The 13,871-nt window shown below is 40.1% G+C and carries 10 protein-coding genes and 1 tRNA gene; all 11 read right to left on the reverse strand.

Translation table 11 applies throughout. From position 1 onward, the window contains the following. Nucleotides 1–80: 80 nt before the first annotated feature. Nucleotides 81–386 carry a DUF3467 domain-containing protein gene (locus AC0N32_RS15835; RefSeq protein WP_029295596.1) on the reverse strand — a complete coding sequence of 102 codons (306 nt, stop codon included), beginning with the start codon at nt 384–386 and terminating at the stop codon, nt 81–83. Between the two features lie 99 nt (nt 387–485). Continuing rightward, nucleotides 486–4,751: a DNA-directed RNA polymerase subunit beta' gene (gene rpoC, locus AC0N32_RS15840; protein WP_476394824.1), complete on the reverse strand. Its 4,266-nt coding sequence runs from the start codon at nt 4,749–4,751 to the stop codon at nt 486–488. 110 nt (nt 4,752–4,861) lie between these two features. Then, complete coding sequence (gene rpoB, locus AC0N32_RS15845) at nt 4,862–8,683, reverse strand: DNA-directed RNA polymerase subunit beta (RefSeq protein WP_476394825.1); 3,822 nt, start codon at nt 8,681–8,683, stop codon at nt 4,862–4,864. Between the two features lie 404 nt (nt 8,684–9,087). Continuing rightward, on the reverse strand, nt 9,088–9,456 hold the full coding sequence (gene rplL, locus AC0N32_RS15850) for a 50S ribosomal protein L7/L12 (RefSeq protein ID WP_248388426.1): 369 nt from the start codon (nt 9,454–9,456) through the stop codon (nt 9,088–9,090). A gap of 45 nt (nt 9,457–9,501) precedes the next feature. After that, nucleotides 9,502–10,092: a 50S ribosomal protein L10 gene (gene rplJ / locus AC0N32_RS15855; protein WP_476394826.1), complete on the reverse strand. Its 591-nt coding sequence runs from the start codon at nt 10,090–10,092 to the stop codon at nt 9,502–9,504. Between the two features lie 17 nt (nt 10,093–10,109). Beyond that, entirely contained in the window at nt 10,110–10,802 is a 693-nt protein-coding gene (rplA, locus tag AC0N32_RS15860) for a 50S ribosomal protein L1 (protein ID WP_476394827.1), read from the reverse strand. Between the two features lie 11 nt (nt 10,803–10,813). Beyond that, complete coding sequence (gene rplK / locus AC0N32_RS15865; protein ID WP_034702033.1) at nt 10,814–11,260, reverse strand: 50S ribosomal protein L11; 447 nt, start codon at nt 11,258–11,260, stop codon at nt 10,814–10,816. A gap of 217 nt (nt 11,261–11,477) precedes the next feature. Further along, on the reverse strand, nt 11,478–12,020 hold the full coding sequence (nusG, locus tag AC0N32_RS15870) for a transcription termination/antitermination protein NusG (protein ID WP_002976412.1): 543 nt from the start codon (nt 12,018–12,020) through the stop codon (nt 11,478–11,480). Between the two features lie 21 nt (nt 12,021–12,041). After that, nucleotides 12,042–12,248 carry a preprotein translocase subunit SecE gene (secE, locus tag AC0N32_RS15875; RefSeq protein ID WP_476394828.1) on the reverse strand — a complete coding sequence of 69 codons (207 nt, stop codon included), beginning with the start codon at nt 12,246–12,248 and terminating at the stop codon, nt 12,042–12,044. A gap of 12 nt (nt 12,249–12,260) precedes the next feature. Next, nucleotides 12,261–12,331: transfer RNA gene (locus AC0N32_RS15880), tRNA-Trp, on the reverse strand. A gap of 60 nt (nt 12,332–12,391) precedes the next feature. After that, the gene (tuf, locus tag AC0N32_RS15885) at nt 12,392–13,597 is read right to left on the reverse strand and encodes an elongation factor Tu (protein ID WP_476394829.1); all 1,206 of its coding nucleotides are present in this window, start codon (nt 13,595–13,597) and stop codon (nt 12,392–12,394) included. Nucleotides 13,598–13,871 lie beyond the last annotated feature (274 nt).

Consider the following 13,871-nt stretch of genomic DNA (forward strand, 5'->3'; position numbering starts at 1 on the left):
ATTATAATATAGCATTTACAAAGTATATCAATAAAAAAAGCCCCATGAACTGGGGCCGTATATGATGATGTGGAGTAATCTTAAGCGTTTACGTTGTTACCTCCTAATACAAAAGGCTCAACTTCTTTGATTTCTCCGAATTGCTGCTCATAGTTAGCAATATTTTGTTGAAGAGCAGAAAGTACTCTTTTAGCGTGAAGCGGAGCAAGAATAACTCTTGATCTTACTTTAGCCTGTTGTACTCCTGGCATTAATTGGATGAAATCTACTACGAATTCAGATGGAGAGTGGTTTACCAAAGCTAAGTTAGCATAGATACCTGCTGCTACCATTTCGTTTAATTCGATGTTGATGTTTCCGTCTTGTGGATTTTGATTGTTGTCCATTTTCTTGTTTAAAGTTTAAAGTTCAATGCTCAAAGTTAAGGAAAAGTTGATAAAATCATGACCCTTAAACTTTGAACGTTGAACAAATTTATATTAATTTTAGTTAAGATCTTCGAATTCTTTCTTAGAACCTACGATTACATTCTGGTATTCTTTAAGACCTGTACCTGCAGGGATTCTGTGTCCTACAATTACATTTTCTTTAAGACCGTTCAGATCATCTACCTTACCGGCAACCGCTGCTTCGTTAAGAACTTTCGTGGTTTCCTGGAACGATGCGGCCGACATGAAGGACTTCGTCTGAAGAGCTGCTCTTGTAATCCCCTGCAATACTGGTGTAGCTGTTGCCGGAAGGGCTTCTCTTACTTCCACTAAAGCCTGATCTTCACGCTTAAGCTTAGAGTTTTCGTCTCTCAGTTCTCTTGCCGTGATCATCTGACCTGGCTTGAATACTTTAGAATCTCCGGCTTCTACTACTACTTTCAGTCCGAATACTCTGTTGTTTTCTTCTAAGAAATCGTACTTATGCTCAAGAGCACCTTCAAGGAATTGAGTATCACCTCCATCAACGATAGATACTTTCGTCATCATCTGTCTTACAATGATTTCGAAGTGCTTATCATCAATTTTTACCCCTTGTAAACGGTAAACTTCCTGGATTTCATTTACTAAATATTCCTGAACTGCCGTTGGGCCTTTGATTCTTAAGATATCGTCCGGAGTGATGGATCCGTCAGAAAGCGGCGAACCAGCTCTCACGAAGTCATTCTCCTGTACGAGGATCTGGTTGGATAATTTAACTAAATAAATTTTTCTTTCTCCAGTTTTAGCCTCAACGATCAATTCACGGTTACCTCTCTTGATTTTTCCATAAGAAACTACCCCGTCGATTTCTGTAACCACCGCCGGGTTAGATGGGTTTCTCGCTTCGAACAATTCGGTAACTCTTGGAAGACCTCCGGTGATATCCCCTGCTTTTGCAGATTTTCTAGGAATCTTGATCAAGACTTTACCCGCCTTAATTTTCTCACCATCGTTTACCATTAAGTGGGCTCCTACCGGTAAGTTGTATGCTTTCTGCTCAACCCCTTTAGAATCTACCACCTTCAAAGTAGGTACGGCTTTCTTATTTCTGGATTCAGAGATTACTTTCTCTTCAAATCCTGTCTGTTCGTCAATCTCCAACTGGAATGAAACCCCCTGGATGATATCTTCGTATTCTACCTTACCGGCAGTTTCTGCAATGATAACCGCGTTATATGGATCCCATCTACAGATTACGTCTCCTTTTTTCACTTTATCACCTGGTTTTACAGATAATATCGAACCATAAGGCACGTTGGCCACCATTAGCGGAGTTCTTGATTCATTATCAGCAACCAATCTGAATTCCGTTGAACGGGAAACAACCACTTCAGCAGTATTACCGTTTTCGTCTTCAGAAGTAATGGTTCTTACCTCATCCATTTCCACGATACCGTCTCTTCTGGCCACGATGGATGGATTTTCGGAAACGTTTCCTGCAGTACCCCCCTGGTGGAAGGTTCTCAACGTAAGCTGAGTACCCGGTTCCCCGATGGACTGTGCTGCAATTACCCCTACTGCTTCACCCATGTGGATGGTTTTACCTGTTGCCAGGTTTCTACCGTAACATTTAGCACAAATTCCTTTTTTAGCTTCACAAGTCAACGGTGAACGTACTTCAACCGCTTCCAGTCCTGCTTCTTCAATTCTTTTTGCTAATTCTTCGTTAATTACTTCGTCTGCATTGATGATTAATTCATCGCTTTCCGGATCGTAAATATTATGTAATGATACCCTACCCAAGATTCTTTCGGAGATTCTTTCAACGATCTCGTCATTTTTCTTAAGCGCGGTAACTTCCGTACCTCTTAAGGTTCCACAGTCTACTTCTGTAACGATAACGTCCTGTGCAACGTCTACCAATCTTCTCGTTAAGTAACCGGCATCGGCCGTCTTAAGAGCGGTATCCGCAAGACCTTTACGGGCACCGTGGGTAGAGATAAAGTATTCAAGGATGGAAAGACCTTCCTTAAAGTTAGCAAGGATCGGGTTTTCGATGATCTCCGCTCCGGTAGAACCGGCTTTCTGCGGCTTGGCCATCAAACCTCTCATCCCGGATAACTGACGGATCTGTTCTTTGGAACCCCTCGCCCCGGAATCAAGCATCATGTATACAGAGTTGAACCCACCTTGATCGGTTTTCATTCTGCTCATGATCATTTCCGTTAATCCTGCGTTGGTGTTCGTCCAAACGTCGATTACCTGGTTATAACGTTCAGTATCGGTGATAAGACCCATGTTATAGTTGGCTCTAATTTCGTCTACTGTTTCAATAGATTGTGCAATCATCTGCTTTTTCTCAACAGGAACCACGATGTCTCCCAATGAGAAAGAAAGACCTCCTTTGAATGCGTTTGAATATCCTAAGTCTTTCATGGCATCCAGGAACTTCACCGTTGTAGGGAAATCCGTATCTGCAAGGATCTTACCGATAACGTTTCTCAATGATTTCTTTGTTAAAAGCTCATTAATATATCCTACCTGCTTCGGTACAATCTGATTGAATAAGATTCTACCTACAGAAGTTTCGATCAGTCTGGTAACGATTTCACCGTCTTCTTTAACCGGAAGCCTGCATCGTACTTTAGCATTTAAAGATACTCTTCCTTCTGCGTAAGCGATTTCCGCTTCTTCAGGAGAATAGAATGCCAGGCCTTCCCCTTTCACTTTCATATCTTCCGTAGAGCTTAATTCTTTGGTCATGAAATAAAGACCAAGAACCATGTCCTGAGAAGGTACGGTGATCGGAGAACCGTTCGCCGGGTTCAGGATGTTCTGAGAGCCCAACATCAATAACTGCGCTTCAAGGATCGCCTCAGGGCCTAACGGTAAGTGTACCGCCATTTGGTCACCATCGAAATCCGCGTTGAAGGCCGTTGTTACCAACGGGTGAAGCTGGATTGCTTTTCCTTCGATCATTTTAGGCTGAAATGCCTGGATCCCCAGTCTGTGAAGCGTAGGTGCCCTGTTCAGAAGAACCGGGTGGCCTTTCATCACGTTTTCAAGTATATCGTATACTACAGGTTCTTTCCTGTCGATGATTCTTTTAGCTGATTTTACGGTTTTTACAATTCCTCTTTCGATCAGTTTTCTGATGATGAACGGTTTGTAAAGTTCCGCTGCCATATCTTTAGGGATACCGCACTCGTGAAGCTGTAAGTTCGGACCTACAACAATTACCGAACGCGCCGAGTAATCTACCCTTTTCCCTAATAGGTTCTGACGGAAACGACCCTGCTTACCTTTCAATGAATCGGAAAGGGATTTCAACGGTCTGTTGGATTCAGACTTTACCGCAGAAGATTTTCTTGTGTTATCGAACAATGAATCTACAGATTCCTGAAGCATACGCTTCTCGTTTCTCAGGATTACTTCCGGAGCTTTGATCTCCAATAGTCTTTTCAGACGGTTGTTTCTGATGATCACCCTTCTGTAAAGGTCATTCAAATCGGAAGTTGCGAAACGTCCACCATCCAACGGAACCAATGGTCTCAGTTCCGGCGGGATAACTGGAAGCACACGCATGATCATCCACTCAGGCTTATTGATCATTCTTGTATTGGCACCTCTCAATGCTTCTACAACGTTCAATCTTTTAAGCGCTTCGGTTCTTCTCTGTTTTGAACCTTCGTTGTGTGCTTTGTGTCTCAGGTCGAAAGACAAGGCATCAAGATCGATTCTCTTTAACAATTCCTCAACCGCTTCAGCACCCATTTTGGCGATGAATTTGTTCGGATCGGAATCATCAAGATACTGGTTCTCAATTGGAAGAGTTTCCATGATATCCAGGTACTCTTCTTCCGTCAAGAACTCCATATTTTCGAAATCGGAACCGTCTAATTTTTTAGCAATACCCTGCTGGATCACCACATATCTTTCGTAGTAGATGATCATATCCAATTTCTTGGAAGGAATTCCCAAAAGGTAACCGATTTTGTTCGGCAAAGAACGGAAATACCAGATGTGAGCAATTGGAACAACCAGGTTGATGTGTCCGATTCTCTCTCTACGTACTTTTTTCTCCGTAACCTCTACTCCACAACGGTCACAAACGATCCCTTTGTAACGGATTCTCTTGTATTTACCACAAGCACATTCGTAATCCTTTACAGGACCGAAGATTTTTTCACAGAACAAACCGTCTCTTTCAGGCTTGTGGGTTCTGTAATTAATGGTTTCCGGTTTAAGAACCTCCCCTCTCGATTCCTGAAGGATCGATTCCGGAGAAGCTAAACCGATGGTTATTTTATTAAATCTACTTGATTTATTTTTATTTGACATAATTTTTATTTTGATTAAAAGATTAAAGATTGAAAGATTTAAAAATTACTTTCGCACTTATTATCTCTGAGTTAATTAATGCTTTAATTTTAATAATTAAATCTTTTAATTTACTCTTCCAATCTTACGTCTAATCCAAGACCCTGTAACTCGTGAAGCAATACGTTGAAAGATTCAGGGATACCCGGTTCAGGCATCGATTCACCTTTTGCAATGGCTTCGTAAGTTTTCGCTCTACCAATCACGTCATCAGACTTCACAGTCAGGATTTCTCTCAGGATGTTGGATGCTCCGAATGCTTCAAGAGCCCAAACCTCCATCTCTCCGAATCTCTGTCCTCCGAACTGCGCTTTACCTCCTAACGGCTGTTGCGTAATCAATGAGTAAGGTCCGATAGAACGGGCGTGCATCTTGTCATCAACCATGTGTCCCAGTTTCAGCATGTAGATTATTCCTACGGTAGCTGCCTGCGTAAATCTTTCTCCGGTACCACCGTCATAAAGATGCGTGTGACCAAATTTAGGAAGACCTGCCTTTTCAGTGTATTCAGTAATCTGGTCAAGGCTTGCTCCGTCGAAGATCGGCGTGGCAAACTTCAATCCTAATTTCTGACCTGCCCATCCAAGAACGGTTTCGTAGATCTGACCGATGTTCATACGGGAAGGTACCCCAAGAGGGTTCAATACAATGTCTACCGGTGTTCCGTCTTCCAGGAACGGCATATCTTCTTCACGAACGATTCTCGAAACGATCCCTTTGTTACCGTGACGTCCTGCCATTTTATCCCCAACGTTCAGTTTACGTTTCTTAGCGATGTAAACTTTAGCCAGCTTCATGATCCCTGCAGGTAATTCGTCCCCGATGGAAATAGCGAATTTCTCACGGTTTTTAACCCCCTGGATATCGTTGTACTTGATTTTATAGTTGTGAATTAATTGTTTGATCAATTCATTTTTATCGTTATCAACTGTCCAATCTGCGCCGCTTACGTTTACGTAATCTTCAACTGATGTTAATAATTTGTGAGTGAACTTCACCCCTTTACCGATAATTTCTTCATCAAGGTCATTTTTAACCCCCTGAGAAGTCTTACCGCTTACCAGTGTATTTAATTTCTCAATTAAAGTATTTCTCAGTTCGTCAAACTTAGCTTTGTAAGTGTTTTCAATTTCTTCAAGCTTCAGTTTTTCTTCTGTTCTTTTCTTTTTGTCTTTGATGTTTCTGGAGAACAATTTCTTGTTGATCACTACCCCTCTTAATGAAGAGTCCGCTTTCAATGAAGCATCTTTCACGTCACCGGCCTTATCACCGAAGATCGCTCTCAAAAGTTTTTCTTCCGGAGTCGGGTCGGATTCCCCTTTCGGAGTGATCTTACCGATCATGATATCACCAGGCTTCACTTCAGCACCGATTCTGATCATCCCGTTCTCATCAAGATCTTTGGTTGCTTCTTCAGAAACATTCGGAATATCTGCCGTCAGTTCTTCCATACCTAATTTGGTATCACGAACCTCAAGAGAATATTCATCTACGTGGATGGAAGTAAACCAGTCTTCACGCACAACTTTTTCATTGATTACGATCGCATCCTCGAAGTTGTATCCTTTCCAAGGCATGAACGCAACCACTAAGTTTCTACCAAGGGCCAATTCTCCTTTTTCAGTAGCATACCCGTCGCAAAGTACCTGCCCTTTTTCTACCACATCTCCAACTCTTACGTTTGGTCTCAGGGTAATGGTTGTACTCTGGTTGGTTTTTCTGAACTTAGTTAAGTTATATGTTTTCGTAGCAGACTCGAATTGTACCAAATCCTCGTCTTCGCTTCTTTCGTATTTAATCACGATTCTGTCAGCATCTACATACTCTACAGTACCGGTACCTTCAGCATTGATCAAAATCCTTGAATCTCTTGCCACTTGTTGCTCAAGCCCTGTACCTACGATCGGAGCCTGCGGCTTCAATAGAGGAACGGCCTGACGCATCATGTTGGATCCCATCAAGGCACGGTTCGCATCATCATGCTCCAGGAACGGAATCAATGAAGCGGAAATACCGGAGATCTGGTTTGGTGCTACATCGATCAGATTAACCTGAGAAGGTTCAACTACAGGATAGTCACCATCCAGTCTTGCAATAATCCTGTCTGTTAAGAAGTCTCCATTATCACTCAATTCAACGTTGGCCTGAGCAATTACTTTATCTTCTTCGTCCTCAGCATTTAAATAGATAGGATCAGCGCTAAGATCAATCTTGCTGTTTTCTACTTTTCTATATGGCGTTTCGATGAAACCAAGTCTGTTGATTTTAGCATAGATCCCTAATGAAGAGATCAAACCGATGTTCGGTCCTTCCGGAGTTTCGATCGGACAGATTCTTCCGTAGTGGGTATGGTGAACGTCACGAACCTCGAAACCTGCTCTTTCTCTTGATAAACCACCAGGCCCCAGTGCGGAAAGTCTACGCTTGTGCGTGATTTCCGAAAGTGGGTTGGTCTGGTCCATGAACTGAGAAAGCTGGTTGGTACCGAAGAACGAGTTGATAACAGACGTTAACGTTTTAGCATTAACCAAATCAAGCGGTGTAAAGATTTCGTTATCTCTAACGTTCATTCTTTCCTTGATCGTTCTAGCAATTCTTGAAAGACCTACACCGAACTGTCCTGCCAACTGCTCACCAACGGTTTTAATTCTTCTGTTGGATAAGTGGTCGATATCATCAACATCTGTTTTTGAGTTGACCAACTCAATTAAGTGTCTTACAATCGCAATGATGTCTTCTTTGGTAAGAACCTCGGTTGTCGTTGGGATATTTAACCCTAACTTCTTGTTTAGTCTGTAACGTCCTACCTCTCCTAACGAGTATCTTTGCTCGGAGAAGAATAGTTTTTCAATAATTCCTCTTGCCGTTTCCTCATCTGGCGGATCTGCGTTTCTTAACTGACGATAGATATATTCTACCGCTTCTTTTTCAGAGTTGGTAGGGTCTTTCTGTAATGTATTCTGGATGATAGAGAATTCGTTGCTGTTTTCTTTGTGAATCAAAATAGATTTCACACCAGCATCAAGAATAAGATCCAAATGTTCTTTTTCAAGAATGGTTTCTCTATCGAGGATGATTTCGTTTCTTTCGATAGAAACTACTTCACCAGTATCTTCATCTACGAAGTCTTCGAACCAGGTGTTCAAAACTCTCGCAGCCAATGTTCTTCCCTCAACTTTTTTAAGGGCAGCCTTAGAAACTTTCACTTCTTCCGCAAGGTCGAAGATCTGAAGGATATCCTTATCGGATTCGTAACCGATGGCTCTTAATAAAGTGGTTAACGGTAATTTTTTCTTACGGTCGATATACGCGTACATTACGCTGTTGATATCGGTAGTAAATTCCATCCAGGATCCTTTAAAAGGAATGATTCTTGAATAGTAGAGTTTGGTTCCGTTGGCGTGGTACGTCTGCCCGAAGAATACACCAGGTGAACGGTGTAGCTGGGTAACGATAACTCTCTCAGCACCGTTGATGATGAAAGATCCACTAGGGGTCATGTAAGGAACCGGCCCCAAGTATACATCCTGAACCACCGTTTGGAAATCTTCGTGTTCAGGGTCTGTACAATACAATTTAAGCCTTGCTTTAAGAGGAACTGAATAAGTCAGTCCTCTTTCCACACACTCATCGATTGAATAACGCGGAGAATCTACCAGATAATCAAGGAATTCTAAAACAAACTGGTTTCTGGAATCCGTAATTGGGAAATTTTCCTGAAAAGTCTTGTAAAGACCTTCATTCGTTCTGTCTTCAGGAAGCGTATCAAGCTGGAAAAACTCTCTGAAAGACTCGATCTGGATATCCAGGAAGTCAGGCGTGATGATTTTTCCTTTTGCTGATGAGAAATTAATTCTCGGCGTTCCCTTAGTTGTTGCTGTTGTTTTACTCATAAAACTTTTAAGAAAGGGTTAAAAAAATATTTTGATTCATTAAAAAATATCAGAAAAGAATAAAAACAAAGTAAAAGAAGGTGGTAAAAGTGTTTTGGCGCTCACGAAAGACCTTAGATCCTTTTAACTTTATATTTGATTCTCTCTAACTGCAACACTGGTATATCTTTTCACAGCGTAATGCAAAATATTTTTTTTCTTTTGAGGCAGAATAGCCGTAATACCTATATACAACAAAGCCCCTTCATATAATGAAAGAGTTGATTCACAGTATATTATATATTTACAAACAATTTTTCGCGCCAAAAGAGAATGCAAATATACAAAAACTTATTTACATTTACAAATAGGCAATAAAAAAAGCCCGAGTCGTAAAACTCGGGCTCTATATAGGATAATGAAAATTATTTCACTTCTACTTCAGCACCAGCTTCTTCTAATTGCTTCTTAAGAGCTTCAGCTTCGTCTTTAGAGATACCAGTTTTGATTGGAGCAGGAGCACCATCTACGATATCTTTAGCTTCTTTAAGACCAGCACCAGTTAAATCTTTTACCAATTTAACGATTGCTAATTTAGAAGCACCTGCAGACTTAAGAATTACGTCGAATTCTGTTTTTTCTTCAGCAGCTTCAGCAGCACCTCCACCTGCAACTACTACTGCAGCAGCAGCTGGCTCAATTCCGTACTCATCCTTAAGGATAGCAGCTAATTCGTTTACGTCTTTTACTGTTAAGTTTACTAGCGTTTCAGCTAAATTTTTTAAATCTGACATTGTTGTAATGTTTTTGTTGATTATTTATTTAATTTTTTGAGTGTATTATTCAGCAGCTGGCGTTTCGTCAGTGCCTTCTGCAGCCGGAGCTTCTGGAGCTTCAGCAGCAGTTTCTTCTACTGCAGGAGCAGCTTCTTCAGTGGAAGCTTCCTCAGTTTCAGATCTGTTTTGAAGAGCAGAAACAACTCTTTGAATTGGAGACTGAAGCAATCCGATGATTTCACCGATCATTTCTTCTCTAGACTTAATGCTCACTAAAGCATCAAGGTTATTGTCACCAACATAGAAAGTTTCCTGTACGAAAGCTGATTTCAATGCAGGCTTTTCTTCTTTCTTTCTGAAATCTTTGATTAATTTTGCAGGAGCGTTAGCTGTTTCAGCAATCATTAATGCAGAGTTACCTTTGAAAGTTTCGAACATTTCAGAGAAATCAACTCCGTCAATCTGCTCCATTGCTTTTTGTAAAAGTGTATTTTTTACCACTTTCACTTTGATATTTTGCTTGAAAGCCTGTCTTCTGAAATCAGAAGATTTAGCAGCATTCAAACCGTCCAGATCAGCTACATATACTACTTTAGCATCCTGAAGCAAATCTTTGATCTCTTGTATCGCTACAACTTTTTGGTCTTTTGTCATTGTCTTAGGATTTAGTATTAGTTAATAGCTTTAGTATCGATTGCAATACCAGGACTCATAGTTGAAGACAGATAAATAGACTTCACATAAGTACCTTTAGCAGCAGTTGGCTTCATTTTAATCAAAGTAGAGATCAATTCCTGAGCATTTTCCTTGATTTTGGCAGCATCGAAAGACACTTTACCAATACCAGCGTGGATAATACCGTACTTATCTACTTTAAAGTCGATCTTACCAGCTTTTACTTCAGTTACTGCTTTACCAATTTCCATGGTTACAGTTCCTGACTTAGGGTTCGGCATCAAACCTCTTGGTCCTAATACTCTACCTAATGGTCCTAATTTACCCATTACAGCCGGCATGGTAACGATTACGTCAACATCTGTCCAACCTTCTTTGATTTTTTGTAAATATTCATCAAGACCTACATAATCCGCACCAGCTTCTCTAGCTTCAGCCTCTTTATCCGGAGTTACCAAAGCCAAAACTTTAACATCTTTACCGGTTCCGTGAGGAAGAGATACAACACCTCTTACCATTTGGTTTGCTTTTCTTGGATCTACACCCAATCTTACAGCGATATCTACAGAAGCATCAAACTTTGCAGTGTTCACTTCTTTTACAAGAGCTGAACCTTCGTCAAGGTTATAGATTCTTCCTTTTTCTACTTTGCTTAAAGCTTCCTTTTGCTTTTTAGTCAATTTTGCCATTTCTTTACGTATTAAGCGTTAAAAGTTGGTTTAGTTCCTGTTACTCTTAATCCCATAGATCTAGCAGTACCTGCAACCATAGAAACTGCAGAATCCATTGTAAAGCAGTTAAGGTCGGTCATTTTATCTTCAGCGATTTTCTTCACCTGATCCCAAGATACAGAACCCACTTTGTTTCTGTTTGGTTCTCCGGAACCCCCTTTGATTTTAGCCGCATCCATTAACTGGATCGCTGCAGGAGGAGTTTTAATTACGAATTCAAAAGATTTGTCTTCGTATACTGTAATTACTACAGGTAAAACTTGTCCCGGCTTATCTTGAGTTCTTCCGTTAAATTGCTTACAAAACTCCATGATGTTCACACCTGCAGAACCCAATGCCGGACCTACTGGTGGAGAAGGGTTAGCTGCGCCACCTTTCACCTGAAGCTTTACCATTTTAAAGACTTTTTTAGCCATTGTTTGTTTTTTAAATTTGAATAATTAATGAGTTTGGAAGCATTATTATTCAGCAGGTTATCCATTCTCACATTAGATGAACCTACTTTTCGGACTGCAAAATTATGAAATATTTTTTAATTAGCAAATTGATATTATTTATTTTTCGTAAATATTTAAAATAAAAATCCACTTACCATATTTGATAAGTGGATTTTAAAATATTTTTAAGTATAAATTATACTTTTTCTACCTGCATATAGCTAAGTTCCATTGGCGTCTTCCTACCGAAGATCAAAACAGAAACTTCAATTTTCTTTTTGTCTTCAAGAATTTTTTCTACGGTTCCGTTGAATCCGTTGAATGGTCCGTCAATTACTTTAACGTTTTCACCCACTACGTAAGGAATTTCAACATCGCTTGCAAATTCTGAAAGCTCATCCATTCTTCCCAGCATTCTGTTCACTTCAGATTTTCTCATTGGAACAGGATCTCCTCCTTTCGTTAAGCTTAAGAAAGAAATAACGCCGGGAATGTTTTTAATAACGTGCGGAATCTCCCCCATCAAATCAGCTTCGATCATTAGGTATCCAGGATAGTAAGGTCTTTCTTTAGGAACTTTTTTTCCGTTTCTGATCTGAATAACCTTTTCCATAGGAATAACCACTTGAGTAACATACTGCTCAAACCCTAAACGTTTGATTTCTGTCTCAATATAGTTTTTCACTTTATTTTCCTGTCCGCTGATTGCTTTCAGCACATACCATTTCAATTCGCTCATTATGGGAAAATACTTTTATTATTAATTGAACAAGTTGATAAGCATGCCGATGATGTTGCTGATTGCTTTAGAAAACAATTCATCAACACCAAAGGTAAATAATGCCAGGATCACTGTCGCAACAGTCACTACAATTGTAGAAGACTGAAGGTCAGACCATTTTGGCCATTCAACTTTATGTCTGAATTCGTTATAAGAACCTTTTAAAAAATCGATTAATGAACTCATAATTGTTATTTGCACGGGCACAAGGATTCGAACCCTGATCAACGGTTTTGGAGACCGGTATCCTACCATTGGACGATGCCCGTAGTTTAAAAAGCTCCGTAAAGAAGTCCCTTACGGAAGCTTTTTATTATTTTAATAGATGATTAGTCTAAGATTTCAGTTACCTGACCTGAACCAACTGTTCTACCTCCTTCTCTGATCGCGAATCTAAGACCCTCGTTAAGAGCGATTGGTTGTAACAATTCTACAGTGATCTCTAAGTTATCACCAGGCATTACCATTTCTACACCTTCTGGTAAGAAGATTTCCCCTGTAACGTCAGTAGTTCTTACGTAGAACTGAGGACGGTATTTGTTGTGGAATGGAGTGTGACGTCCACCTTCTTCTTTAGAAAGGATATAAACAGATGCTTTGAATTTTTTGTGTGGCTTCACAGAGTCTTTCTTAGCGATTACCATACCTCTCTTGATGTCGGTTTTTTCAATACCTCTCAACAATAGACCTACGTTATCACCAGCTTCACCTCTGTCTAGGATTTTTCTGAACATCTCAACCCCTGTAATTGTAGAAGTTAATTTTTCATCACCCATACCTACGATATCTACAGGATCACCAGTGTTGATGATACCAGCCTCGATTCTACCAGTTGCTACAGTACCTCTACCTGTAATAGAGAATACGTCTTCGATTGGCATCAAGAATGGCTTATCTGTATCTCTTACAGGCTCTTCGATCCACTCGTCTACAGCATCCATCAATTGTTCTACAGACTTAAACCACTTGTCATCAGAATTACCTTCTGTAGCAGCAGTAAGAGCCCCAAGAGCAGAACCTTGGATTACTGGAGAGTTATCTCCGTCGAATTCATAAGTAGATAATAAGTCTCTAAGCTCCATTTCAACAAGCTCTAATAACTCAGCATCATCCACCATGTCAACTTTATTCATGAAAACAACGATTCTAGGTACGTTTACCTGACGGCAAAGTAGGATGTGTTCTCTTGTTTGAGGCATTGGTCCGTCAGTCGCAGCACATACCACGATCGCTCCGTCCATCTGAGCAGCACCAGTTACCATGTTCTTTACGTAATCCGCGTGACCTGGACAGTCAACGTGAGCATAGTGTCTTTTTTCAGTTTCGTATTCGATGTGAGCAGTATTGATAGTAATACCTCTTTCTTTTTCTTCTGGAGCAGAGTCAATTGCAGAGAAGTCTTTTTTCTCAGCAAGACCTTTGCTAGCTAATACAGCAGAAATAGCAGCTGTAAGAGTAGTTTTACCATGGTCAACGTGACCAATAGTACCAATGTTCAAGTGTGGTTTGTTACGATTAAACGTTTCCTTTGCCATGATGTAAATTATTTATTTTATTTAATTTTCAAATTTTCGGTGTGCAAATATAATGATTTTTTTAAATACCAAAATCTTTTTACTAAAAAAATTTCAATATTCAAATCCAATGAATTGCAGACCTTATAGTTCAATGTATTGAGACTGCAAATTTACACAAATTTCTTGATTGAAAAAATCCTACTGAAGCTTTTCATGAAATTATAAACTATCTCTTTAATCCTGAATATGATACAACCTTCGGGCAACCGGATAAAATATACTCTGTGTAAAA

It is taken from the genome of Chryseobacterium endophyticum, assembly GCF_056333165.1.